Here is a 24,258-nt window from a genome sequence, read left to right on the forward strand (position 1 = left end):
TACCGTCAGAAAGTATAGGGAGCAGCGAGCGAGGGGACCCGATGCATTCGATCTGGCTCAGTGGCGCCGAGTGGCTCGCCGTCCTCCGTATCGGGCTCGGCCTGTGGTGGCTGGAGAGCTGGCGCCACAAGGACAAGAAGGCCTGGTTCGAGCGCGGTACGGGCATCACCTGGGCGGCTGACGTGGCAGGCAAGCACAAGTGGCCGGTGGTGAAGCGCGGCTTCGAGCGGTTCGTGGCGCCCCGGCCCCGGGTCATGGCCCATGTCGTCGTCTACGCCGAACTCGCCCTCGGCCTCGGCCTGGTGGTCGGATTCCTGACCCCGGTGGCGCTGATCGCCGGGCTCCTGCTCAACCTCCTCTACTTCGTGCTGATGATCCACGACTGGGCCGAGCAGGGGCAGAACGCGATGATGGCGCTGATCTCCCTGGCCGCCTTCGGCGCGATGGCCTGGCAGACCTGGTCACTCGACCACGCGATCGGACTCTTCCTGTGACAGACCGCGCACCCGCACCCGCCGCTACTGCCCCTGCCTCCGCCGTGTCCCCGCGGTTCGATCTGCCGGAACCGGACGCCTTCACCGCGCCCTACTGGGCCGCTGCCGCCGAGGGCCGGCTGCTGATCAGGCGCTGCGGGGGGTGCGGAAAGCCGCACCACTACCCGCGCGAGTTCTGCCCGCACTGCTGGAGCGACGACGTCACCTGGGAACAGGCGAGCGGCCGGGCCACGCTCTACACCTGGTCGGTGGTGCACCGGAACGATCTGCCGCCCTTCGGGAAGCGAGTCCCGTACGTCGCGGCGGTGGTGGATCTGGCCGAGGGGCCGCGCCTGATGACCGAGATCGTCGACTGCCCGGCGGACGGGCTCCGTATCGGGATGGCGCTCGGCGTCACGTTCCGCGAACTGACCCCCGGAGTCAGCGTGCCGGTGTTCCGCGCCGACGGCTGAACCGCACGCTCCCGCCCAGCCGGTCAACGGCCGCCGCCCCCGGGTACTGAACCGGCCGACTGCCTGACCGTCCCGCCGTACGGAGGGGTCGGGATCGCGTACGGAGCGGGCGGGATTGCCGTGGCCGTGCGGGCGGGATTGCCGTAACCGTGCGTGCGGGATTGCCGTAACCGTGCGGGCGGGATCGCCGTACCGTGCGGGCGGGATCGCCATGCGGCGCCCCGCCCGCGGACGCCCCCCGGGTACCCCCGCGACCCCCCGCGTGTTGAATAGCCGCATGACCGACATACGGACCCAGCCGGAGGTGCACGGCCTCGGCCTGAGCCTGCGCCCCTGGGACGCCGCCGACGCCGATGTGCTGCTGCGCGGTGTCACCGACCCCGAATACCTGCGCTGGAACACCCCGCTGCGTCCCGTCACCGACCTGGCGGACGCCCGCGCCACGATCAGCAACCGCAGTGCCGGATGGCAGCGCGGGGAGCTCGTCCAGTACGCCGTCACCGAGGGCGGCGAGATCGTCGGCGGAGTCGGGCTCTCCGGCATCAACCGCCACATGTGCCAGGCAGCGGTGGGCTACTGGGTGCTGCCCGGACTGCGCGGCCGGGGCATCGCCACCCGCGCGGTGGAACTCTGCACCCGCTGGGCCTTCGAGCAGGAGGGCATCCACCGCATCGAACTGCGCCACGCCGTGGACCACATCGCGTCCTGCCGCGTCGCGGAGCGCTGCGGTTACGCGTACGAGGGCACCCGGCGCGACGGGATGCACCAGGCCCAGCGGCCCGGCACCTACCGCGACGCGCATCAGCACGCCCGGCTGGCCACGGACCCGTACCCCAGCCCCGATCCCAGCCCCGACCCCACAGGCCGGTGACCGGACGGCGGCAGCCCGTACCCGCCGGGTAACGAAACGCGGGGGTCCGTACGCAGGAAATGATGACGAAGGGGGTCCGGTATGGGCGCTGGGCGTGGACTGACGGTGACTGGGTGGGTATTGGGCAGTCTGGGCGTCGTGCTCCTGGCCGCCGGCGCCCTCTGGGGCTTCCGTGGGTACGAGTCGGTCAGCGTGAACGACGACTCGATGGCCCCGGCGTACGCCAAGGGCGACCGGGTGGCCATCGAGAAGAGCGACGGCGGCGGCCTGCACCACGGTGAAGTGGTGCTCTACCGCACCCGGGACCGCTACGACGGCGCCGACGTCTTCCAGCGCGTCATCGCGCTCGGCGGCGACCACCTCGTCTTCGACGGGAAGCAACTGGTGCTCAACGGCGAACCGCTGGACGAGCCGTACCTCGACGGCGGCGACGAGGGCACGTCGGACGCGTACGACGTCCTGGTGCCGCACGGCCGGATGTTCACCCTCGGCGACAACCGCGCCGACGCGCTGGACTCCCGGAACTTTCTCGCCGACCAGGCGGGCACCCTGCCGGTGAAGGTGGTCCGGGGCCGGCTCATCGACAACCCGGCGATGCCGCTGCTGCTCGAAGTGAGCGTCCTGGCCGGCACGCTGCTGGCGCTGGCGGGCGCCGGGTTCGGGCTGGCGGGCCGCGTGGTCCGCCGCCGCAGGCTGGCCGCGCTCACGCTCTACGGCCAGAGCAGTTCACGCGCCCAGTCCCGGCTCTCCGTACGCCGGTAGCGCAGCCGGACATGGCGGCGGCGCGCGTCGCCCTGGAAGAACTCCACCTCGGCCGGGTCCAGGACATAGCGCGTCCAGCTCGTCACGGGCGCCGCCGGATCGGCCTGCGCACGCTCCCACGCGGCAGCCGACGCCTCCTCCAGCTCGCCCAGCGAACCCAGCACTTCACTCATCCGCCCGGTGAGCGCGGCCGCCAGCGCCCCGGTCGAGCGGGCGTGCAGATCGGCCTGCCCCTCGGCGGCGGGCGCGGCGGTCACCGTCCCGCGCACCCGGACCTGCCGGGCCTGCGCCGCCCAGTAGAATCCGAGCGCGGCCTCCGGACACCCGGCCAGCTGGCGGCCCTTGGCACTCCCGGAGTGCGAGGCGAAGTGCCAGCCGCGCGCATCCGCACCGTGCAGCATGAGTGTCCGTACGTCGGGCCGCCCGGCGGCGTCGACGGTGGCGAGCGTCATGGTGTGCGGCTCGGGCTGACCGGCGGCAGCCGCGGAACGCAGCCACTCCCGGAAGAGCGGGAGGGGATCCGCGGGGGCGGTGTCCGGGTCGAACTCCGGCAGCTCGGGCAGGTCCCAGACCCGCAGGGTGTGCAGGAACTCGGTGAAGTCGTCCATGCGGCCCATTGTCGGCCGTGCCCCCGGCTGTGCGCCCGACCCCACGCCTACTCAGGCTCGCGGCAGAGCTGCGCCGTGACCACCGCGTGGAGCAGTTCCGGGTCGACGAACTTCCCCTCCATGGGCGGATCGCAGCGCCAGTGCAGCGGATAGGTGTTGCCGTCCGGCGCGGGAATCCCGACGTACTGGTCCCGGGCGGACGGCCCGTAGCAGGTCACCCCAGGCGGCCAGTCGAACTCGTGCGATGCCCCCGGCGGGATCAGGAAGTACGTCCACCGTCCCCCGGCCACCTCCCGTACGACGGGTCCCGGCGCCCCGTCGGTGAGCGTGCCGAGATGGTGCAGTACGGCCTCGCCGCGCACCCCTCGGACGCGGATGGCATCGAAGTGCACGCCGGTGAGACGGAGTTGGTGCCCCGATGCCGGTACCCAATCGGGGAGATTTTCAGTCGTCATGCCTACGAGCATCGGCACGAATGCGTAGCGTGACCAGAGGGATGGGGTGCACATCGGGACGATGTGGAAAGGCAGGGTGATCTTGTGGTAGCCAGTAAGCCGTGTGAATCGAACGCGGCGCAGCCGTCACCGGCACGGCGGCACGTAGGGGACCTGATCAGGAACTTCCGCTCACGGGCAGGCCTGACGAGACAGGACGTGGGGGACCGGCTGCTCATCTCGGAGTCGCTGGCCGGGGCGTACGAAGGGGGCGAGCGCATCCCGACGACCAGCTTCCTCAAGGACGCCGACACGGTGCTGGACGCGCGGGGAGCACTCAAGTCCTGCATCCCGCTGATGGACGACGAGAAGTACCCGCGCACGTTCGTGGGGTGGGTACGGCTGGAGAAGATCGCGTCCAGCGTCAGTGCGTACGAGAACATGTTCTTCCCGGGGCTGTTGCAGACCGAGGAGTACATCCAGGCGCTGTACGAGGAGCGCGTCCCGCAGTTCGCGGAGGCGGAGATCCAGAAGCATGTCGAGGCGCGACTGGAACGGCAGGCGGTGCTCAGCCGGGACCCGCTGCCGATCGTGGCGTACGTCATCGAGGAGTCGGTGCTGCAACGGCCCATCGGTGGGCGGACGGTGCTCCGTAATCAGATGCTGCATCTGCTGAAGTGCACGCAGTCGATGAATCATTTGATGGTGCAGGTGATGCCGACGGCGCGGAATGCACACGCGGGACTGAACGGCCCGATCAAGTTGCTCAGTGCGCCGGACGGCCGCAACTGGGCATACGAAGACGGTCAGTGCGGAGGTACGTTGATCTCGAAGCCGCAGCAGGTCAACCAGCTCATCGACCGCTTCGGAATGTTGCGGGCGCAGGCGCTCACGCCCTGGGAGTCCGCGGAACTGATCGAGAGGATGGCGGACCAGCTATGAGTACGGAACTGGCGTGGTTCAAGAGCAGTTACAGCAACAACGAGGGCGGTGAATGCCTCGAAGTCTCCTACGACTGGCGCAAGTCGAGCTATAGCGGCAACGAGGGTGGCAACTGCGTAGAGGTGGCAGCCCACCCCCGTGCCGTCCACCTCCGTGACTCCAAGGTCCCGGACGGCCCGACCTTCACGGTCGCTCCGGCCGCTTGGACGGCCTTTGTGGAGCAGCTCCCGGCCTGAGTGATGGGTACGAGGTGGTGATCTCTCCGTGTCGTGGCCGCCCGGCGGCACGGAGACACCGCCCGCGCCACGGTGTTCACGGGCTCCGGTGGCTAACCGCTCAGGCAGTCACGGGCCGACGTGCGGAATGCGGCCACCAGCCGGGCGCGGTCCCCCTCCCGGGTTGCCACGACGACGTGGCCCGGTTCGACGCCGTGCAGCGGGACCGTGGTGAGGTCGGGGCGTACGCCGGCCGCGTACAGGGCGGCCGGGACGATGGCCACGGCCTGACCGGCGGCGATGTATTCGAGCTTGTCCTCGATGGTCTCGGCAGGAGGGCCGTCGGGCGCCGGGCGGCCTCCCGGGCGCGGGTCGATGCGCCAGTACGCGTCGAACTGCGGATCCGGGAAGCGGGGGATCGGCTCCTCGTCGATGTCGTCGAGGGTGACCGACTCCTTGTCCGCCAGCCGGTGCCCGAGCGGTACGAGCAGCAGCTTCGGCTCGTCGTAGAGGACCGTCACGTGCAGGCCGTCGGTGTGCAGGGGCAGCCGCGTGATCGCCGCGTCGACGCGGCGGTCGAGCAGGGCGTCGCGCGGCTCGTTCCACTCCAGGTGCAGCGTGCGTACGTCGGCGTCGGGGTGCTTGTGCCGCAGGTTCTGGACCGCCGGGGTGACGATCAGGCCCGCCGTGTAGCCGACGGTGATCCGGGTGGGCCGTGCGGCGGTCCGGGCGGCGGCCGTGGCCTGCTCGGACGAGCGCAGCAGTTCATGGGCGAGGGGGAGGAACGCCTCTCCCGCTTCGGTGAGCCGGGTGCCCTGCCGCGTGCGGTCCAGAAGCCGCGAGCCCACCTGGGCCTCAAGCTGGCTGATCTGCCGGCTGAGCGACGGCTGTGCGATGTGCAGCTCTGCTGCGGCGCGGCCGTAGTGCAGGTGTGCGGCGACGGCCGTGAAGTAGCGCACCAGCCGCAGGTCGAGGTCCGTCATATCCGAACCGTAATGCCTGAACTGTATGACGTGATCCGTAACAGGTCTTTGATCACCGAGGGTGTGCGTCCCTACCGTGAGTTTCATGCCCACTGACAATGAGACCGCGGTCCGGCGCTTCTACGAGGCCCTCGGCACCGGTGACACAGCGTTGATCGACGAGGCCCTCGCCGCCGACTGGGAGGCCGTCCCGGCCATGCGCACCGGGGCCGGGCCGGACGGGTGGAAGAAGACCATCGAGTACCTTCGCAGCGTGTTCCCCGGCCTGACCGTCACGATCGAGCAGGTCGTCGAGTCCGGCGGCATGGTCGCCGTGCGTTCGGTCGGCCGCGGTGTGCACGCCGGGGAGCTGCTCGGCGTCGAAGGCACGGGCCGCGAGGTCGAGTTCCGGGCGTCGGACTTCCACCAGGTGGTCGACGGCCGGATCGTGCGGACGTGGCACCTGGAGGACTACTTCGGGATCGCGCGCCAGATCGGCCTGGAGTTCACCCGTGGCGCTTGACGGAAAGACGGCGGTGGTGACCGGGGCGGCGCGGGGCATCGGGTACGCGTACTGCCGACGGCTCGCCGCGGACGGCGCGAACGTGGTGGCTGTCGATATCGACGATCCGGCCGACGGCGTAAAGGAGTTGAAGGGCGACGGCGACAAGCTGGGGCTGGTGTGCGACATCAGCGAGCCGTCGCAGGTCGACGCCGTGGTCGGCACGGTCCTGGGCCGGTACGGGCGCTGCGACATCCTCGTCAACAACGCCGGCATCTTCCCGGTCACCGACCTCGACCACATGACGGTCGAACTGTGGCGCACGGTGCAGGCGGTCAATGTCGAGCCGATCTTGCTCTTCGCCCGGGCGTTCGCGCCGGGGATGCGCGCCGCCGGGTGGGGGCGCATCGTCAACACCGGCTCGGGCATCACCATGACGCAGAACCGCGACCTCGCGTACCTGACCAGCAAGGGCACCGTGCACGCGCTGACCAGGGCACTCGCCAACGAGCTGGGCGAGAGCGGCATCACGGTCAACGCGATCGCTCCCGGACTGGTGGCGACCGATGGCTTCCTGGGCCGCAGCCGGCCCAACGGCCCGACCGCCGAGCAGGTGTTCGCGCGGGTGACGGCCATGCAGACCATCAAGCGCCGGTCGGTCCCCGCGGACCTCGGCAACGCCCTCGCCTTCCTGGTCTCGGACGACGCCGACTTCATCACCGGCCAGATCCTGCACGTCGACGGCGGCGTGACGCGGACAGGGGCGTGACCGTGCTCGACGCGATCGCCGACCGTTTCAGCACCTCGCCGCGCTCGCCGGTCGGCATGTGACTGAGGTTCGCCCGCAGGTTGTTGCCCCACGTCATGGTCCGCCGGCCAGTACGGCTGAAGGGGCCGGACTATCCGTTGTGTGCTTCGAGCTCGGTCGCCGGCGTCTGCTGGGGGGGACGCCCACGACGCCAGGAGCGCTGGATTGTCAGCGGTCGGCGTGCCCGCGGGTGCGGTGTAGACGATGAGATGCAGGCCGGGTTCGGCGGGCAGTTCCAGGGACTCGACGTCCAAGTCGAGCCGGCCCACGATCGGATGGCGCAGATCCATCGTGGCCATCCCCTCACCGTAAGCCCGTCCCGCGATCTAAGGGGTACCCGATGCGGTCGTCGCGATGCCGCCGTCCACCGGGATGACGGTGCCCGTGAGGTAGGACCCAGCCCGGCCGGCGAGAAACACGGCGATACCCGCCATGTCGTCGTCGCGGCCGAGCCGGTGCAGAGGGGTCGCCGCCGCGATCGTGTCGCCGATGGCATCGAGCGTGGACGCCATCATCTGCGACGGGAACACTCCCGGTGCTACCGCGTTCACCGTGATGTGCTGTGGGCCCAGCTCTCTGGCAAGCACTCTGGTGAGTTGGTGGAGTGCCGCTTTGCTGCTGGCGTACGAGTAGTTGGGTGCCTGGGCGACGTGGATGGCGGCGATACTGCCGATGTTGATGATCCGCGCGGGATCATCGGCGGTGCCTGCCTCGCGAAGTGCGGGGAGCAGCGCCTGCACCAGCCAGAACGGCGACTTGAGGTTGAGGTCGATCACTGTGTCCCAGGCCTCGTCCGGGAACGTCTCCAGCGGCTCGCGCCACATGGCTCCCGCGTTGTTGACGAGGATGTCCAGGCGTTCCGAGTCGGCCTTGACAAGATCAGCGAGGCGCTGACACTCGTCGTGCCTGGACAGGTCGGCGGGGATTGCTCGAACATCGCCGAATTCGGACAGCGAACGCTGTGCCTCCGCGCAGGTGTCGGCATTGCGTGAGCTGATGACGACGCGGGCGCCCGCCTGGAGAAGGCCGCGCGCGATCATCAACCCAATTCCCCTGGTGCCGCCAGTGACAAGGGCGTACTTCCCACTCAGATCGAAAAGCTCTGTGTGGGTGGTGAATTGGTTGTCCGCCATTGGTCTCCGTCCCTTCTGCCGTGGAGGAATGCGCCGACACGATCGCGCATTCGGGGCAGCTGAATTGAACTGATGGGGGTAAAGCTGCAGCGCGTGTCGCGTGTCCATGGAGTGTTGTCGGCGCTGTCGACTCGACCAGGTTGACAGGCGTTTTGGACGTCTGGGAGACCCTGCCGATACAGGTACTGGGAGAGCCCCCTTGCCTGATGCGCCGACTCACTCGGCTGAGGCCCACTGGCATCCGCACGAAGCCCACGGCGACGTGACAGGTGGTGCCGACGACACCTCCGCCAGGAAGAGCCGACCGGGCGGGCAGAACCTAGGCGGTCCCGGGTGCGCGAAGGGCCAGGCGGATGGCGTCGCGGAGCCAGCGGTGGGCTCCGTCGGCTGCGTGGCGGGGGTGCCAGGCCATGCCGATGGTCAACGGCGGCAGTGGCAGCGGGATATCGAGGACGTTCAGGCCGAGGACGGTGGCGGCGTCGGTGAGGGGTGAGGGAGCCGCGCCGGGGAGTGCCGTGGGGACGAGGCAGACGACGTCGCTGCGGGCGGCCAGCATCATCGCGGCCAGGTGGCTGGGGAGGACAGCCGTGACCCGCCGACGGAGGCCGTGCTCGGCCAGGGCGGTGTCCAGGGGCCCGGTGAAACGGCCGCGACGGCTGACCGTGACGTGCTCGGCGGCAGCGAGCCGGGCCGGGGTCAGGCTCTGCTCGGTCAGCGGATGGCCGGGCCGGACAGCCGCCGCCATCCGGAAGGTGACCAGCTCCTCGACGTGGGTCTCGGGGTCGACATGGCCGATGGATCCGATCTCCAGGTCGATCCGGCCGTCTCGCAGGGCCGGTCCTGCCTCCATCTCTTCGGCCCGGATCCGCAGCGAGATGCCCGGCGCGTCCTGCCGGGCCAGTCGCAGCAGTTCCGGGGTCAGCGCCGCACCGACCAGGTCGGCCATCTGAAGGGTGAAGGTGGTGCGCAGGGTGGCGAGATCGGCGCCGGCGCCCGGAGCGAGCAGCGCTCCCAGGCGGCTTACCACTGCGGCGACTTCCTCACGGAGGGCCTGAGCCCGGGGGGTGGGGACCATGGTCTGTCCGGCCCGGACCAGGAGGGGGTCCTGGAGGGTACGGCGGAGGCGGGCGAGGGTGCGGCTCATGGCGGCGGGGGAGGTGTGCAGACGCGCGGCGGCGCGGGTGACGCTCTGCTCGGTCAGCAGGGCGTCCAGTGCGACGGCGAGATTGGCGTCGATGAGCGGATCCGGACTGTTCAGGCTGCTCAGGCTGTTCACCAGCGTCATTCCATTTCAGGCAATGATCCCTTGCCGAAGTTCCTCTTGTGGCAACTCCGTGGTCCTCCGCAGGATGACAGACGTACTCATCCACCGGCCACACCCAAGAGGACCTCATGATCGTCATCACCGCACCCACCGGGAACATCGGCCGCCAACTGCTGTCCCTGCTGCTGGAGTCCGCCCCTGCCCACGGTGAGGAACTGCGCGTCATCGTGCGCGACCCCGCCCGGCTCCCCGACACGGTGCGCGAGCGCGTCGAGGTGGTCACCGGTTCGCACGGTGACGCCGAGGTGGTCGAGCGGGGCTTCGAAGGCGCGGACGCCGTGTTCTGGCTCGTCCCCCCGGACTCCTCGCTCACCCCGGAGGAGGCTTACACCGGCTTCAGCCGCCCCGCACTCAAGGCGCTCGCCGCGCACGGCGTCGGCCACGTCGTGGGCGTCTCCGCGCTCGGCCGCGGCACCCCGGCCGCCGACCGCGCCGGACTCGTCACCGCGTCCCTCGCCCTGGACGACCTGCTCGCGGGCACCGGCGCCGCCTACCGCGCCCTGGCCAATCCGTCCTTCTTCGACAACCTCCTGGAGGAGGCCGACTCGATCCGTGAGAAGGGCGTCTTCACCGACGCCGTCGACGCCGACCGCAAGGCCCCGCTCGTCGCCGTCGCCGACATCGCGGCCGTCGCCGCCGGTCTGCTCCTCGACCGCTCGTGGACCGGCGCCGACAGCGTCCCGGTGCTCGGGCCGGAGGACCTGTCCCCCAGCGACCTGGCCCGCATCATGACCGAGCAGCTCGGCCGCCCTGTCCGCTACGAACGGCAGCCGCTCGGCGAGCTGTCCGCCACGCTCGTCGGCTACGGCCTCAACGAGGCGTTCGTCCAGGGCATCGCCGACATGAAGCAGGCCAAGGACAACGGCCTGGACGCGGGTGTCGCCCGCACCCCGGAGAGCGCCACACCGACCACCTTCGAGCAGTGGTGCGCTCGGACCCTGAAGCCCGCCGTCCTGCGGTGAGGAACGACCGCCCAGGCCACCCCGTCACCCAGTCCACACCTGCCACCCCGGAGGCACCAGTCATGCCCGCTGTCCTGTCCGCTGAGGAAACCGCACCGCCGGTGACCGCCTTCATGCTCATCAAGACCATGCCCGAGTGGCTCGCCATGACCCCGGAGGAACGGGTGAACGCCTTCGTCACCCAGGTCGTGCCCGCGATCAAGGCCAAGACCACCGGTGTGCGCTCACGCTTCTACGACACGGAGTTCTACTCCACCCGCGTCACCGACGTCTGGGTCTGGGAAGCCGACGACCACACGGCCTACCAGCTCCTCATCGACGCACTGCGCGAAACCCCTTTCTGGGAGCGCTACTTCGAGGTCGTCGACCTGCTCGTCGGCACCGAGAACGGCTACGCCCGTACGTACGGCACCGAGGCGGTCACCACCATCAGCACATGACGCACCACCCGGGCCCGCAGGATGCCGGCTGCCCTGCGGGCGGACGGCACCGGCCCGGGGCAGTGCCTGGGATGTCAGACCTCGGGCGGGTCGGGGAAGGACAGCGCTGGTGTTGAATACAGCCCCATGAGTGAGAGTGCGCGTGATGCCAGCAGGACAGCGGTGCTGGTCTGCCAGGGGCGGGCCGCTGCGGACGGCAGGGCCGCTGCCGGTGGATCCGCTGACAGCCGGTTCGCGGACCCGGTGGCAGCGCGGCTGCTGCGTGGCACGGAGCGTGCGCCGGTGGACCAGGTGCGCGCGGGTACTCCGCCGCAGGGCTGGCAGGCGCGGACCATGTACGAGGGTGTGCGGGCGTGCGCCGAGGTGGTCGTGCCCCGGACGGTCGCGATCGACGAGGCCCTGCGCGCCCGCGCGACCGGTCAGCTCGTCATCCTCGGCGCCGGTCTGGACACGCGGGCCTGGCGTCTGCCCGGACTCGCACAGACAGATGTCTGGGAGGTCGACCACCCCGCCTCCCAGCAGGACAAGCGCGCCCGCCTCACCGAGGCCGCCCACGAGGCCCATGGGTCCGAGGAGACCCCGAGGCCGGAGGATGACGCCGGACTGCCCGCCCTCGCGCGGTCCGTACGGTTCACGCCGGCCGACTTCGCCGTCGACGACCTCGGCGAGGTGCTGGACGCCGCCGGGCACAACCCCTCCGCGCCGACGACATGGCTGTGGGAGGGCGTCGTCCCGTACCTCACACGCGACCAGGTACGCACCACCGTGGCCGCACTCGCCACCCGGACGGCCCCGGGCAGCGCGCTCATCGTCAACTATCAGGCGCCGTCGGTGAAAGCGTCGGCAGGACGGCTGCTGACCCGCGTGCTGGGCAAGTCCGTCACGGCGGGCGAGCCGTGGCGCTCACTGTGGAAGCCGCAGCAGATGGCCGCACTGCTCGCGGAGTACAACCTGCGGGTGGTCTCGGACGACGACCTCCTCGCCCTCACCCACACCCTCGCTGGCCCGGCGAGGGGACGGGCATCGCTGCGCTCGGGGCGCGTCGCCGTCGCGGAGACCGACTGACGCGGGGGTGGGCGGTACGGCCGGGCCCACGTCTCGCGAGTACATCGAGAACCGTCGCCCCCGGTCCGATCTGTCGCACAGCTGTCGCACTCACCCCCGCCCCAGCACCACCGTCCCCGAGGAGCAGAACCAGCCGCCCGTCCCCGAAGCGACCGCCAGCTCCGGCAGGCGGCCGCCCGCCTTGTGGACCTGGCGGCCGTCGCCCGCTTCGCCGCGTAGCTGCCGTACCGCCTCGACCAGCAGGAACAGGCCGCGCATCCCGGGGTGGCAGGCGGAGAGGCCGCCGCCGTCGGTATTGACGGGGAGTTCGCCGTCGCGCAGCAGCCGGCCCTTCTCCACGAACGCGCCGCCCTCGCCCTTCGCGCAGAACCCCAGGTCCTCCAGTGTCACCAGCGTCATATAGGTGAAGGCGTCGTAGATCTCGGCGATGTCGATCTCCGCCGGGCTGACCCCCGCCCGCTCGAAGGCCAGCCGGCCGCTGACCGCCGCCGGGGAGACCGTGAAGTCGTCCCACTCCGACATCGTGGTGTGCGAGACGTGCTCCCCGGCGCCCAGTACCCACACGGGGGCCTTCGCGCAGTCCGGTACGTAGTCCTCGGCCACCAGCAGCACCGCGCAGCCGCCGTCGCTGCGGATGCAGCAGTGCAGCTTGGTGAACGGGTCCGCGATCATCGGGCCGCCCAGCACCTCGTCCACGGTGACCGGGTCGCGGTACAGGGCGTCCGGGTTGGTCGCCGCGTTCGCCCGTGCCTGGACCGCCACCGATGCCAGCTGCTCCAGTGTCGTGCCGTACTCGTGCATGTGGCGGCGGGCGGCCATCGCGTACTTGGCGATGAGCGAGTGGCCGTACGGGACCTCGAACTGGAGCGGGCCGCGTGCGCCGAAGGAGAGGTTCGACGTACGGCGCCGCGCCTTGATGTCGGCGCGGGCCGTGGAGCCGTACACCAGCAGTACGGCGTTGGCGTGGCCCGCCGCGATGGCGTCGGCGGCGTGGGCGGCCATGACCTCCCAGGTGGAGCCGCCGACGGAGGTGGAGTCCACCCAGGTGGGTTTCAGGCCCAGGTACTCGGCGACCTCCACCGGGGCGAGGGTGCCGAGGCCCGCCGAGCCGAAGCCGTCGATCACCTCGCGGCCGAGGCCCGAGTCGGCGAGCGCGCGGCGCGCGGCCTGGGCGTGCAGGGCGTACGGGGTGGCGTCGTCGACCTTGCCGCAGTCCGACAGGGCGACACCGGCGACGGCGACCCGCCGCCGCGGCCGGGCAGATATGACAGAGGATGACATGAATCTGACGGTACATCAGATCCGGTGCTGGACAATGGCCCGGACGTCTCCCGTACCGGCTCTGTGCATCTGGATCGGCGCGCTCTACTATGACGCGCCGTCAGATCAGGAGAGGGGCCCGCCCATGGATGCCGCCTTCACAGCGGAGCAGGACGAGATCCGCCGTACCCTGCGCGAACTGCTCACCAAACGCTGCGGCCCGGACGGGGTCAGAGCCGCAGCGGCCACCCCGGCCGGGTACGACCAGGAGCTCTGGCGCACCCTCGCCGGACAGCTCGGGCTGCCCGGCCTCGCGATCCCCACGGAGTACGGGGGTGTGGGGTGCGGCCCCGCCGAGCTGGTGCTCGCCTGCGAGGAGACGGGGCGGGCGCTGCTGCCGTCCCCGCTGTTCGCCACGGCGGCGCTCGCCGCGCCGCTGATCACCGCGCTCGGCACGGAGGCCCAGCGCGCTGAGCTGCTCCCGGGCATCGCACGCGGCGAGCTGACCGCCACCCTGGCGGCGCCGTTGGGGCCCGCACTCGGGCTGCTCGGTGACAACGCGGGCGACTGGGCGGGCGGCGGCCGGGCCGGTGGCGTCCAGGCGCGGCCCACCGACGAGGGATGGCGGCTGTACGGGCAGGCCGACCAAGTGCTCGACGGCCACAGCGCGGGGGTGCTGCTGGTCGCCGCGCACACCGGGGGATTCGCCCGCAGCCGCACGCTGCTCTTTCTCGTACGGGCCGACGCCGCCGGGATGTCCCGGGTGCGGCAGACCGCGCTGGACGCGACCCGGCCGCAGGCCCGTATCGAACTGCGCGACACCGCAGCGGAGTTGCTCGGTGAGAGCGCCGAAGAAGGCGCTGATGTGCCGGGGGTGCTGGCCCGTACCGGGTGTGCGGCGGCTGCCGTGCTGGCCGCCGAAGCGGTCGGTGCGGCGGACCGGGCGCTGGAGCGTACGGTCGAACACGTCCGGCAGCGTGAGCAGTTCGGGCGCCCCATCGGCTCGTTCCAGGCCGTGAAGCACCGCCTGGCCGGGCTCTACGTACAGGTGCAGGCGGCCAGGTCGGCGGCGTACTTCGCGGCCTGGGACCCGGCGGCTGGCGGGCTCGCGCTGGCGCAGGGCCTGGAAGCGCTGCGGAGCGCCGCGTCCGAGGCGGTCCAGCTGCACGGCGGGATCGGCTTCACCTGGGAGCACGACATCCAGCTGTACTTCAAGCGGGCGTCGTCGGACGAGCTGCTGTTCGGGCCGGTGCACGGGCTGCGCGCGCACGCGGCGGAGCGCGCGGGGCTCTTCACCGGACGAGCGGCGGTCGCGGTCTGATGCTGCCCGGAACCCGGTTGGTGCAGAAGGTGTCGTCCACCCGTACGTTCGCCAGGATCGCGCCGCACGTCGTACCGGCGATGGACCGTACGGTGCATCGGCTGACCCGGGGGAGAGTGCTGCTCAGTGCGCAGATGCTGCCTGGGGTGACCCTCACGGCGACGGGCGCGAGAAGCGGTCTGCCGCGCGTTACGCCATTGGCGTGCATGCCGGAGAAGACGGCGGCGGGGGCGGCGACGGCTGGGGACGGGGCCGGGGGCGAGCCGTGGCCGCGCAGCTGGATCCTCGTCGGGTCGAACTTCGGGCGGCCGGGCCATCCCGCGTGGACGGCGAACCTGCTGGCGCACCCGGACGTCGAGGTGAACTGGAAGGGCCAGGACATCCAGGTCAGGGCGCGGCTCCTGGAGGGGGCGGAGCGGGCGGAGGTGTGGGCCACGGCGCTGGCGTTCTGGCCGCCTTACGCCGCGTACCAGGCGAGGGTGGACCGGGAGATCCGGCTGTTCCGCCTGGAGCGCCGCTGACACTCGCGTGCTGCGTGCTGCGGCTGGGCTCGGTGTTGCGTGCTGTGCTCCGTGTTGCGTGTGGCGGGTACGCGGACGGCGGACCACCTCGGTGGTCCGCCGTCTGCGCGACAGGACGAATGACGTGGTGGCGCCCCGCGGTTACTTTGTCGGCTTCTTGCCGGTGATGCCCAGGTGGACCAGAAGTGCGAGGTTCGGGCGGAGTTCAGCCTGTTTGACACCCCAGGTCTGGAAGCCCTTCTGGTGCGCGGCCACCGCGGCCAGCATGGCGACCAGGGAGCCGGCCATCGCCGCGGGGCTGACGTCCTTGTCGACCCTGCCCTTGGCCTGCAGCTCCTTGACCGAATCCGTCAGGGAGTTGGTGACGGAGGTCAGGATCTTCATGCGGATCTTGTAGAACCGCTTGTCCCCCTCCGCCGCGCCGAGGTCGACGACGCGGAGGATCGCGTCGTGTCTGCGCCAGAAGTCGAGGAATCCCTCGACGAGTTCTTCGGCCGTCTGCCAGCCGGCCTTGCCGGTCCAGGGGCGTCCGGAGACCAACTCGGTGAGCCCCGCACCCTCCTTGGCCATTTCCTCGGCGATTTCGAGGACCGCGCCCTCGACGTCCGGGAAGTACTGATAGAAGGTCGCGGGCGAAGTCCCCGCCTTCCGGGCCACGTCGATGACCTTGACGTCCCGGTACGGCGAGGAGCTGAGCATCTCGCTGAGGCAGTCGAGCAGCTTCTGCCGCGTCGCCTGGCCTCGTCGACCGGCCACGCGGCCGTCGACGGTGCGTACTTGTCCTGTCATGCCGTCAGCTTACCGAGGGGTGATCGGAGCGCGATTCGGCCGACTGCAAATGGGGTTCGGGCTGGTAATGGAGCGGCTCGCCGGAAGGGGAGGGGCTGGGGAAGGATTGATATTGTTATCAACAGGCTGTGGATAACTTCCGTGGACAACTCACCTAGACGCCTTCCGACCGTGACGGGCACCACATTCGGCCCTGCGCGGCGCCCTGTCCAGCCCTCTGCGGCGCCATGTGCCGGCCCCCTGTGGGTGCTCTATCAGATCCTGTGTGGGCGCCATGTCCGTATCGCGGTGAGACACCCCGATCCGCCCCCGGGTTCGCAACGAGCACGTCAGCCAGGAACAATCAGGGTGCGCACCGCCGGGTGGTGCCCAGTGGTGAGACCCTGAACTCAGCTGTATTTCGCGGACCCCCTTCCCCGGGGCCCGTACGGGGAGGTGGCAGGCGCGTGGTGGAGCAGCTGACGCAGCACGATCCGAGGCGGATCGGCCCGTTCGAGGTGCTCGGGCGGCTCGGGGCCGGCGGTATGGGGCTTGTCTATCTGGCGCGCTCGGCCTCGGGCCGGCGCGTGGCGATCAAGACCGTACGGACCGAACTCGCCGAGGACCAGCTGTTCCGTGTCCGCTTCTCCCGCGAGGTGGAGGCCGCCCGGGCCGTCAGCGGCTTCTACACGGCCGCCGTGGTCGATGCCGACGCCCGTGCCGCCGTGCCGTGGCTGGCGACCGCGTACGTCCCCGCGCCCTCCCTCGAAGAAATAGTGAATGAGTGCGGGCCGATGCCGGCCCAGGCGGTGCGCTGGCTCGCCGCCGGGATCGCCGAGGCCCTGCAGTCGATCCACGGCGCCGGTCTGGTCCACCGGGACCTCAAGCCGTCCAATGTGCTGGTGGTGGAGGACGGGCCGCGCGTCATCGACTTCGGTATCGCGTCCGGTGTCTCCAACACCCGGCTGACCATGACGAACGTCGCCGTGGGTACCCCCGCGTACATGTCACCCGAACAGGCCAAGGACTCGCGCAATGTGAAGGGCGCGAGCGATGTGTTCTCGCTCGGCTCGACGCTGGTGTTCGCGGCGACCGGCCATCCGCCGTTCCACGGGGCGAACCCGGTCGAGACGGTGTTCATGCTGCTGCGCGAGGGCCCCAACCTGACGGGCCTGCCCGATGAACTGCGGCCCCTGATCGACGCGTGTATGCAGCAGGAGTTCACCCAGCGGCCCAGCCCGGAGGACCTCCAGGCGCAGCTGGCACCCCATCTCTTCGCGTCGGGCGGCGACGACAGCGGCACCGCGTCCGCCTGGCTGCCGGCCAGGGCGACCGCGATGATCGAGACCCGGCGCGGCGGCCGTCCGCCCGCGGTGCCGAGGCCCGCGAACCCCTCGCCGCCGCCGAGGCCGGCCTACGAGCCGCCGCAGCCGCCGCCCCAGCAGCCCCGGGCCCAGCCGCAGCCCGGCCACCAGCAGCCGCAGCAGGCCCTCGCGCAGCAGAGCCAGGCCCAGCCGCATCCGCAGTCGCAGGCGCATATCCAGCCCCAGCCTCAGCAGCGGCCCGGGTGGCGGGACGAGGCCGTGCGGCTGCCCGGCGCCCAGGTGCCGATCGGTCCCGGACCGCGGGTCGCGGAGGCCCGTGCCCACGCCGCAGCGCCCGCCGGGCCCGCGACGGGCTGGGTGCGTGCGCCGGGAGGCCGGCGCACGTCGGAGGCGGCGCCCCCGACGGCCGCCCCGCCCGCTCCCCGGGCCCCCGATGAGGCCGCCCGCTGGCGCCCGTGGCGATTCCGTATGTCGAACGACGTCTGGGGGACCCCGGCCGTCGACGGCGATCTGCTGTACGTCACCTCGTTCGAGGTGCACGCCCTCGATGTGGGCAGCGGACGGCGCCAGTTCAAGACCAAGGACGTGGCGTGGGCGATGGCCGTATCGGACGGCCGGATCCACGCGTCCGACGGGCCGACGCTGTACGCGCTGGACGGCACCGACGGCACCGACCGGTGGCGGCTGTCCACGGAGGCGTGGGTCTACTCGCTCCAGGCCGAGCACGGCACGGTCGTCACCGGCACCCGGGGCGGCGGCGTCCAGGCGTGGGAGGCGTCCAACGGCGAGAAGCTGTGGGAGCTGAGAGGGGCCCAGACGGATTTCGAGACGCCGGAGTCCGGGCCCGCGATCCACGGGGACACGGTGTACGTCTGGAAGGATGCCCGCCTCTTCGCGCTCGATCCCCGTACCGGCGCCGAGCGCTGGTCGTACCCGGTGGGCGACGCGGCCGCGTGCGGGGGAGTACCCGTCCGGGTGACGTCGGCCGACGACGGCTGTGTGTACATCGCGGCCGGGACCCGCGTCCTGTCGATCGACCGCTCGTCCGGCCTGGTCCGCTGGCACTTCGAGGCCCCCGCGGTCTTCCTGTCGGCCCCGTCCTTCGCGCCGGGGCCCGCGGTGGCCGGGGGAGGCGTCTACCTCGCCGACTACCTCGGCACGGTGTACGCCATCGACTCCGCGACCGGTAAGGACCGCTGGCGCATCGCCACCGAGTCCCGGCAGTCACTCCACCCGCTCCTTGTCGCACAGGGCAACATCCATGTGGGCAGCGGGAGCGCGCTCTACACGCTGGACGCGGTGACGGGCACCCCCAAGTGGCGCTTCGCGGCAGGCGGCGAGGTGGTCGGAGCGCCGGTGGTGGCGGACGGCAGAATCCACTTCGGCTCGGCGGACCACTGCCTCTACACGCTGGACGCGGTCGGCGGCCAGCTCCGCTGGAAGCTGGCCACGGGCGGCGAGATCACCGGATCCCCGGTGGTCCGCGCGGGAGTTGTCTACGCCTGCAGCAAGGACCGCTGCGTGTACGCGCTGGACGCCATCAAGGGAACGGGCACAGGCCGGGCGAGCTGAGCGCCGGCCAAGGCGTTCACTCGCCCGACGGCCGAGCCCGTGTGGCCCCGCCACCCGGCGCGCCCCGCTCCCCCGGCTCCTCAGGAGCCGTCAGCTCCGCAGGCAGATCAGCCGAGCTGAAGGACAACGTGTCGTGCTCGGCCCCCGGCTCGTAGGGCTGGTCGATCGGCTGCCCCACCGCAGGCGGCGCGTACGGCGGCGCGGCCGGATGGGCCCCCGTACCCCATGCCTCGGGCCCAGGCCCGGGCACCGGCTCGGGCTGAGGCGCAGGCGCGACCGCCCGCACCCGCCGCCCCCGCATCAGAGCCGCCCCCAGCAGCATCAGCACCCCGCCGACCATCGCGTACGCGACACCGAGCCCCAGCCCGCTGCCGTTGGAGCTGAGCACCAGGCTGTGCTGCGCGATGCCGACGCGGACCATCCACAGCACGGTGAAGCCGATGGTGATCAGGCCCGCCAGCGTCACCAGCAGGCGTGAGCGCAGCAGAATGCCGATCACGGTGATCAGTGCCGCGAAGGCGAGCGGGATCAGGATGGAGCCGCCCGCGTCGCCGGGCTTGGTCGCCGTGATGCCGTTGAACAGGTCCTGGATCCGGTACTCGCTGCCGTGGCGGCCGTCGTACCAGTTACGGAAGGGGCTGTATACGGCGGCCGCCGCTCCGAGGAGAGCGACGAGGGAGCCAAGGACATTGCGGATCATCTTCGGTCTCCTCCGCCGGATCTCGATTTCGACGCTACGCCGGGCGCCCGGCACCTGCCACCACAGGCGGGCCGGCTGCTACCGTTTCCGCCGAACGGGGGAGATGACATGACCATGCGACGTTTGAGGTTCGGTGCCGTCCTGGTGGGGGTGGTCCTCGCGCTGACGGGCTTCTCGCGCCACAGCAGCCACAGCCACGGTCACAGTTCCAGCGGCGGCGGCTGCTCCAGCAGCAAGAGCCACAGCAGTTCCACCACGAGCCACCACCACTACTACAACGACCACACCACTGGTTCGTCGAGCGGCTCCACGAGCGGTTCGGGCAGCAGCACGTCTTCGTCCGCGCCCTCGGCCACCGGCACCGTGGTGACCTGTGCGAAGAAGGGTGCGACCGCCGCCACCGTACGGGTGTCGGCCAGGTCGGCGAGCGGTAGCCACAGCTACGAGGTCACCATGAGCTTCCTCGACGCGGGCGGCTCCGTCGTCGACACGGGCAGCGCGGCCGTCCTGGTGCGCGGCAGCTCCAGTGCGACGGTGAAGGTGCCGATGTCGGCCCCGTCCGACGCCGGCTCCGTCACGAGGTGCCGAGTCGACTCGGTGCTCGCCCAGTACTGACGGGCACCCCGCCACCGACCGCACCCGGAATCCCGCTACCGCACCCGGAACCCGCCACCACTCTTCCTGGCGCCGAACAGCGCCGACTGCCGGTCCGGCGGCAGATTGCCGAGCGCCACCAGGTGGGGGGCCTGCGCCAGAGCCTGCGCGCGGGCCCCCTCCTTCGCGGCCCACACCGCCCGTACCGTCCCCTGCACCGCATCCGTCGGATACGAGGCGATGGTCTCGGCGCACCCGACCGCGGCCGCCAGCTCGTCGCCGGGCGGCGTCACCTCGCTGACGAAGCCGGTCTCGTACGCCCGCCGCGCCGAGATCCGCTCGGCCGTCCCCATCAGCGCCATCCGTGCGACCTCGCCGAACGGCATCCGCTGGGCGAGGTAGATGGTCTCGTAGGCGCTGACCATGCCGTACGAGGTGTGCGGGTCGAAGAAGGTGGCGTCGTCGGCCGCGATCACGAACTCCGCCTCGCCCAGCAGGTAGAACGCGCCGCCGCACGCCATCCCGCGCACCGCCGCGATCACGGGCTTCCAGAGGTCGTTGGCCTTCGGGCCGATCGCGACCAGCGGGTCGTCGACGGAGTACGGGGACGCCGGCTGCGGCACCTCGGCCGAGCGGTCGATTCCGGTGCAGAAGGCCCGGGTCCCCGCGCCGGTCACGACGACCGCCCGTACCGAGGTGTCGAAGCGGAACTCCCGCCAGGTGGCGGAGAGTTCACCTGCGGTCTCCAGGTCGACGGCGTTCAGCCGGCCGGGCCGGTCGAGCGTGACGACCGCGATGCCGGTCTGCGGGTTCCTCTCGACGCGCAGGCTCATGGCCGCTCCAGCAGCCAGCGCGGCAGGGTCATCCCGTCGGACTCGGTGAAGGCGACCTGCACCCGGGCGCCGATCCGCAGCCGCTCGGGTGCCACCGAGTTCAGCGGTGCGTCCGGCGCGGCGACCACATTGCCGACGAGCCGGATGTGCGGGGCGTCGGCCAGCTCCACCACCACGGTGTTGTACGGGGCCTGAGCCGCGTAGTCGGGCAGCAGCGGCGGGTGCGGGAAGACATACGACCAGATGCGGCCGCGCCCGGACATGAGCTGCCACTCACTGTCGAAGGACTGGCACTGCGGGCAGCAGGGCCGGGGCGGGAAACGCAGCGTGGCGCACTCCGCGCAGGACTGGACGCGCAGTTCGTGCCGGGCGGTGTACTCCCAGAAGGGCGCGCCGTCCTCGTCGGTGACTGGCTGGAGCATCGGGACTCAACTCCTCAGCAGGATCGCGGATGTGGGGACGCACTCGCCCGCCGTGACCAGGCAGGTACTGGCGTCGGGTACCTGGGCGGTGGAGGTGCCGCGCAGCTGTTTGACGCCTTCGGTGATGAGGTTGAAGCCGTGCACGTACGCCTCGCTCAGCCCGCCGCCGCCCGTGTTCAGGGGCAGCCTGCCGCCGATCTCCAGCGCGCCGCCCTCGGTGAACCCGGCGCCCTCGCCGCGCCCGCAGAAGCCGTACCCCTCGAGGGAGAGCGGGACGAGCGGGGTGAAGGCGTCGTAGATCTGCGCCACGTCGACGTCGTCGGGGCCGAAGTCGGCGTGCTTCCACAGATGCCGGGCCGCGGTCCAGGAGGGGCCGGTCAGCGGGTCGTCGTTCCAGTAATTGACCATGCCGTGGTGCTGGGCGGGCAGGCCCTGGGCGGCCGCGTGCACGTACACGGGCTTGCGCCGGCAGTCGCGGGCGCGGTCGGCGGAGACGATGACGACGGCCAGCGCGCCGTCCGTCTCCAGGCAGTTGTCGAAGAGGCAGAGCGGCTCGCTGATCCACCGCGAGGTCATATACATGTCGCGGGTCAGCGGGCGGTCGTACATGATCGCGGCCGGGTTCTGGTTGGCGCGGTTGCGGCAGGCGAGCGCGACATTGAAGAGGTGGTCGCGGGTGGCGCCGTACTCGTGCATGTACCGCCGGGCCAGCATGCCGATCTCGTCGGCGGGCCGCAGCAGGCCGAAGGGGCGGCTCCACTGGGCGGGGGCCGGCAGCTGGACCGCCGTGTTCTTCCAGGGGCGCGGGCCGCTGCCGCGTTTGCGCGCGCGCCAGGCGACTCCGACGTTGGCCTGTCCGGTCGCGACGGCCGCCGCGAGGTGCGCGACGGTCGCGCAGGAGCCGCCGCCTCCGTAGCCGATCTTCGAGAAGAAGGTCACGTCGCCGGCCCCGACGGCCTTGGCGACCTCGACCTCGTCGGCGTCCTCCATCGTGTACGAGGAGAACGCGTCCACCTCGGACGGCGCGATCCCGGCGTCGTCCAGCGCGGCGATGATCGCCCGGCAGGCCAGCGCCTTCTCGGATTCGGGGAGTTGCTTGGCGAACGCGGTCTGGCCTATCCCGACTATCGCCGTTGCGTCTTTGAGCGTCGCCACTGCCATCGCCACCTCCGGGGACGTCATGACTGCTGACAGCGGGGAAGGCTACAGCTAATCTGACGGATAGTCAGCTACGGGATGACCAGCTACTGGTTGCGGGAGGCATTCGATGCGCGGGGACGTGGAGTGGGGCAGTATTCCGGCGCTGGTGCGGTCCGCTGCCGAACGGTACGGCGAACGGGAGGCGGTCGTCGACGGCCGTACCCGGATCTCCTACACGGAGTTGGGCGAGCGGGTCGAGCGGGCGGCCGCCGCGTGCATCGCGTCGGGGGTGAACGCCGGTGACCGGGTCGCGGTCTGGGCGCCCAACACCGTCGACTGGATCGTCTCCGCGCTGGGCGCGGTGACGGCGGGCGCGGTCCTGGTCCCGCTGAACACCCGCTTCAAGGGCGCGGAGGCGGCGTACGTACTGGAACGCAGCGGCGCCAGGCTGCTCTTCGTGACCGGCACCTTCCTCGGTGCCTCGTACGTGGCGTCGCTGCGGCGCGCGGCCGGCACCGGGAGCGGATCCGGTCCGCTGCCCGCGCTGCCGCGGCTGGAGCAGGTCGTGGTCCTGTCGGAGGACGCCCCGGAGTCCTTCCGCACCTGGAAGGACTTCCTGGCCGGCGGCGAGCAGGTGTCCGGCGCCGAGGTGCGGGCCCGCGCGGACGCGGTCGACTCGTCGGCGCTCTCGGACATCATCTTCACCTCGGGCACCACGGGCCGCCCCAAGGGCGCCGTCATCACCCATGCGCAGACGCTGCGCTGCTACGACATCTGGTGCGAACTGGCCGGGCTGCGCGAGGGCGACCGCTACCTCATCGTGAACCCGTTCTTCCACACCTTCGGCTACAAGGCGGGCGTCATCGCCTGTCTGATGCGGGGCGCGACGATGGTGCCGCAGCCGGTCTTCAACGTGGACACCGTGCTCGCCAACGTCGCCGCCGAACGCATCTCCGTACTGCCGGGCCCGCCCACCCTCCACCAGTCCCTGCTCGACCACCCGGCCCGCGACCAGCACGACCTGAGCGCGCTGCGGCTGGTCGTGACGGGCGCCGCGGTCGTCCCGCTCCAGCTGGTCGAACGGCTCCGCTCGGAGCTGCGCATCGCGACGGTGATCACCGCGTACGGCCTCTCCGAGGCGAGCGGCATCGTCACGATGTGCCGCGGGGGCGACAGCGCCGAGGTGGTGGCGACGACATCGGGCCGTGCGATCCCGGACACCGAGGTACGGGTGTCGGCCCCGCCGGGCGAGCCGGGGGAGGTGCTGGTGCGCGGCTTCAACGTCATGCGGGAGTACTTCGAGGCCCCGGAGGCGACGGCGGAGGCGTTCACGCCCGACGGCTGGCTGCGCACCGGCGATGTGGGCGTCCTGGACGCGGCGGGCAATCTGCGGATCACCGACCGGATCAAGGACATGTTCATCGTCGGCGGCTTCAACGCGTACCCGGCGGAGATAGAGCAACTGCTCGGCCTGCACCCGGACATCGCGGACGTGGCGGTCGTGGGCATCCCGGACGGCCGCCTGGGCGAGGTCGGCAAGGCGTACGCGGTCCGGCGCCCGGACACGACGCTGACGGCGGACGACCTGATCGCGTGGTCCCGCCGGGAGATGGCCAACTACAAGGTCCCGCGCGAGGTCGAGTTCGTGACGGAACTCCCGCGCAACGCGAGCGGGAAGGTGATGAAGGGGGAGCTGCGAGGGCGGGGCGGCGCGGGAGCGTGACCGGGCTGCGGCCCCCAGGTCCGGGTGCGGTCCGTCTGATGGCTGTGGTGGGGCCGGCGGCGGTGCTGCCGGCCCCACCACAGGCGGCCCAGGGGTCTCCGGCGG

General features: G+C 71.2%; 27 protein-coding genes and 1 pseudogene. 16 read left to right on the forward strand and 12 right to left on the reverse strand.

All coding sequences use genetic code 11. From position 1 onward, the window contains the following. Positions 1-41: 41 nt before the first annotated feature. The 4 genes from OG210_RS17950 to lepB all read left to right on the forward strand — a co-directional run bounded on the left by OG210_RS17950 (position 42) and on the right by lepB (position 2,579). Complete coding sequence (locus OG210_RS17950) at positions 42-494, forward strand: DoxX family protein (RefSeq protein WP_328327774.1); 453 nt, start codon at positions 42-44, stop codon at positions 492-494. After that, entirely contained in the window at positions 491-946 is a 456-nt protein-coding gene (locus OG210_RS17955) for a Zn-ribbon domain-containing OB-fold protein (RefSeq protein WP_371537630.1), read from the forward strand. Before OG210_RS17950 ends, OG210_RS17955 begins: the two co-directional genes overlap by 4 nt. 277 nt (positions 947-1,223) lie before the next feature. Beyond that, entirely contained in the window at positions 1,224-1,817 is a 594-nt protein-coding gene (locus tag OG210_RS17960; RefSeq protein ID WP_328327772.1) for a GNAT family protein, read from the forward strand. A gap of 138 nt (positions 1,818-1,955) precedes the next feature. Then, a complete protein-coding gene (lepB, locus tag OG210_RS17965) occupies positions 1,956-2,579 on the forward strand; it encodes a signal peptidase I (RefSeq protein WP_371537633.1) in 624 nt (207 codons plus the stop codon). Here lepB and OG210_RS17970 read toward each other — a convergent pair. Next, positions 2,528-3,187: a pyridoxal 5'-phosphate synthase gene (locus OG210_RS17970; RefSeq protein WP_371537635.1), complete on the reverse strand. Its 660-nt coding sequence runs from the start codon at positions 3,185-3,187 to the stop codon at positions 2,528-2,530. The genes lepB and OG210_RS17970 overlap by 52 nt on opposite strands. A 47-nt stretch (positions 3,188-3,234) precedes the next feature. Further along, positions 3,235-3,642, reverse strand: coding sequence for a hypothetical protein (locus OG210_RS17975; protein WP_328327766.1), 408 nt, complete (start codon positions 3,640-3,642; stop codon positions 3,235-3,237). Between the two features lie 84 nt (positions 3,643-3,726). On the opposite strand from OG210_RS17975, the gene OG210_RS17980 reads away from it, so the two are divergent. After that, complete coding sequence (locus OG210_RS17980; RefSeq protein ID WP_371537639.1) at positions 3,727-4,563, forward strand: Scr1 family TA system antitoxin-like transcriptional regulator; 837 nt, start codon at positions 3,727-3,729, stop codon at positions 4,561-4,563. Further along, positions 4,560-4,799 carry a DUF397 domain-containing protein gene (locus OG210_RS17985; RefSeq protein WP_328327764.1) on the forward strand — a complete coding sequence of 80 codons (240 nt, stop codon included), beginning with the start codon at positions 4,560-4,562 and terminating at the stop codon, positions 4,797-4,799. The genes OG210_RS17980 and OG210_RS17985 overlap by 4 nt, the downstream gene beginning before the upstream one ends. Positions 4,800-4,891: 92 nt before the next feature. Here OG210_RS17985 and OG210_RS17990 read toward each other — a convergent pair whose 3' ends face one another. Continuing rightward, positions 4,892-5,761 (reverse strand): LysR family transcriptional regulator, encoded by an 870-nt coding sequence (locus OG210_RS17990; RefSeq protein WP_371537642.1) that lies wholly within the window; start codon positions 5,759-5,761, stop codon positions 4,892-4,894. An 85-nt stretch (positions 5,762-5,846) separates the two neighbouring features. Between OG210_RS17990 and OG210_RS17995 the strand changes: the two genes are divergently transcribed. Together OG210_RS17995 and OG210_RS18000 are read left to right on the forward strand one after the other, a co-directional pair. Continuing rightward, a complete protein-coding gene (locus OG210_RS17995) occupies positions 5,847-6,263 on the forward strand; it encodes an ester cyclase (RefSeq protein WP_371537644.1) in 417 nt (138 codons plus the stop codon). Continuing rightward, positions 6,253-7,011, forward strand: coding sequence for an SDR family NAD(P)-dependent oxidoreductase (locus tag OG210_RS18000; protein WP_371537647.1), 759 nt, complete (start codon positions 6,253-6,255; stop codon positions 7,009-7,011). The genes OG210_RS17995 and OG210_RS18000 overlap by 11 nt, the downstream gene beginning before the upstream one ends. Positions 7,012-7,274: 263 nt before the next feature. Here OG210_RS18000 and OG210_RS18005 read toward each other — a convergent pair. The 3 genes and pseudogenes from OG210_RS18005 to OG210_RS18015 all read right to left on the reverse strand — a co-directional run. Next, positions 7,275-7,349, reverse strand: a pseudogene (locus tag OG210_RS18005) (hypothetical protein); the annotation flags it as partial. Positions 7,350-7,376: 27 nt separating this feature from the next. Continuing rightward, the gene (locus tag OG210_RS18010; protein WP_328327757.1) at positions 7,377-8,183 is read right to left on the reverse strand and encodes an SDR family oxidoreductase; all 807 of its coding nucleotides are present in this window, start codon (positions 8,181-8,183) and stop codon (positions 7,377-7,379) included. A 319-nt stretch (positions 8,184-8,502) separates the two neighbouring features. After that, positions 8,503-9,450 carry a LysR family transcriptional regulator gene (locus tag OG210_RS18015; RefSeq protein WP_371540351.1) on the reverse strand — a complete coding sequence of 316 codons (948 nt, stop codon included), beginning with the start codon at positions 9,448-9,450 and terminating at the stop codon, positions 8,503-8,505. Positions 9,451-9,575: 125 nt separating this feature from the next. On the opposite strand from OG210_RS18015, the gene OG210_RS18020 reads away from it, so the two are divergent. The 3 genes from OG210_RS18020 (at position 9,576) to OG210_RS18030 (ending at position 11,974) form a co-directional block, all read left to right on the forward strand. After that, positions 9,576-10,469, forward strand: coding sequence for an NAD(P)H-binding protein (locus OG210_RS18020; protein ID WP_371537650.1), 894 nt, complete (start codon positions 9,576-9,578; stop codon positions 10,467-10,469). A 62-nt stretch (positions 10,470-10,531) separates the two neighbouring features. After that, positions 10,532-10,909 carry a darcynin family protein gene (locus OG210_RS18025; protein ID WP_328327751.1) on the forward strand — a complete coding sequence of 126 codons (378 nt, stop codon included), beginning with the start codon at positions 10,532-10,534 and terminating at the stop codon, positions 10,907-10,909. Between the two features lie 126 nt (positions 10,910-11,035). Next, complete coding sequence (locus OG210_RS18030) at positions 11,036-11,974, forward strand: class I SAM-dependent methyltransferase (protein ID WP_328327749.1); 939 nt, start codon at positions 11,036-11,038, stop codon at positions 11,972-11,974. Positions 11,975-12,064: 90 nt separating this feature from the next. Here the strand turns inward: OG210_RS18030 and OG210_RS18035 are convergent, their stop codons facing one another. Next, positions 12,065-13,255, reverse strand: a complete 1,191-nt coding sequence (locus OG210_RS18035; RefSeq protein WP_328327747.1) for an acetyl-CoA acetyltransferase — start codon at positions 13,253-13,255, stop codon at positions 12,065-12,067. A gap of 124 nt (positions 13,256-13,379) precedes the next feature. Between OG210_RS18035 and OG210_RS18040 the strand changes: the two genes are divergently transcribed. Further along, on the forward strand, positions 13,380-14,555 hold the full coding sequence (locus OG210_RS18040) for an acyl-CoA dehydrogenase family protein (protein WP_328327745.1): 1,176 nt from the start codon (positions 13,380-13,382) through the stop codon (positions 14,553-14,555). Between the two features lie 2 nt (positions 14,556-14,557). After that, positions 14,558-15,076 (forward strand): nitroreductase family deazaflavin-dependent oxidoreductase, encoded by a 519-nt coding sequence (locus OG210_RS18045; protein ID WP_371540354.1) that lies wholly within the window; start codon positions 14,558-14,560, stop codon positions 15,074-15,076. Between the two features lie 141 nt (positions 15,077-15,217). On the opposite strand, the gene OG210_RS18050 is transcribed toward OG210_RS18045, so the two are convergent. Continuing rightward, entirely contained in the window at positions 15,218-15,865 is a 648-nt protein-coding gene (locus tag OG210_RS18050) for a TetR family transcriptional regulator (RefSeq protein ID WP_328327743.1), read from the reverse strand. 449 nt (positions 15,866-16,314) lie between these two features. Here OG210_RS18050 and OG210_RS18055 point away from each other — a divergent pair, with 449 nt between their 5' ends. After that, a complete protein-coding gene (locus OG210_RS18055; protein ID WP_328335469.1) occupies positions 16,315-18,741 on the forward strand; it encodes a PQQ-binding-like beta-propeller repeat protein in 2,427 nt (808 codons plus the stop codon). A gap of 16 nt (positions 18,742-18,757) precedes the next feature. On the opposite strand, the gene OG210_RS18060 is transcribed toward OG210_RS18055, so the two are convergent. Beyond that, positions 18,758-19,441 (reverse strand): hypothetical protein, encoded by a 684-nt coding sequence (locus OG210_RS18060; protein WP_371537655.1) that lies wholly within the window; start codon positions 19,439-19,441, stop codon positions 18,758-18,760. 108 nt (positions 19,442-19,549) lie between these two features. Here OG210_RS18060 and OG210_RS18065 point away from each other — a divergent pair, with 108 nt between their 5' ends. After that, a complete protein-coding gene (locus OG210_RS18065; RefSeq protein ID WP_371537658.1) occupies positions 19,550-20,056 on the forward strand; it encodes a hypothetical protein in 507 nt (168 codons plus the stop codon). Positions 20,057-20,091: 35 nt separating this feature from the next. On the opposite strand, the gene OG210_RS18070 is transcribed toward OG210_RS18065, so the two are convergent. The 3 genes from OG210_RS18070 to OG210_RS18080 are packed head-to-tail and all read right to left on the reverse strand — an operon-like array spanning position 20,092 to position 22,472. Beyond that, on the reverse strand, positions 20,092-20,868 hold the full coding sequence (locus OG210_RS18070) for an enoyl-CoA hydratase/isomerase family protein (protein WP_328327737.1): 777 nt from the start codon (positions 20,866-20,868) through the stop codon (positions 20,092-20,094). Then, positions 20,865-21,290, reverse strand: a complete 426-nt coding sequence (locus OG210_RS18075) for an OB-fold domain-containing protein (protein ID WP_328327735.1) — start codon at positions 21,288-21,290, stop codon at positions 20,865-20,867. The genes OG210_RS18070 and OG210_RS18075 overlap by 4 nt, the downstream gene beginning before the upstream one ends. 6 nt (positions 21,291-21,296) lie before the next feature. Beyond that, positions 21,297-22,472 carry a lipid-transfer protein gene (locus OG210_RS18080; RefSeq protein ID WP_371537662.1) on the reverse strand — a complete coding sequence of 392 codons (1,176 nt, stop codon included), beginning with the start codon at positions 22,470-22,472 and terminating at the stop codon, positions 21,297-21,299. 85 nt (positions 22,473-22,557) lie between these two features. Here OG210_RS18080 and OG210_RS18085 point away from each other — a divergent pair, with 85 nt between their 5' ends. Then, complete coding sequence (locus OG210_RS18085) at positions 22,558-24,153, forward strand: FadD3 family acyl-CoA ligase (protein WP_328327731.1); 1,596 nt, start codon at positions 22,558-22,560, stop codon at positions 24,151-24,153. Positions 24,154-24,258 lie beyond the last annotated feature (105 nt).

The sequence above is a fragment of the Streptomyces sp. NBC_00466 genome, from assembly GCF_041433995.1.
Taxonomy (GTDB): domain Bacteria; phylum Actinomycetota; class Actinomycetes; order Streptomycetales; family Streptomycetaceae; genus Streptomyces.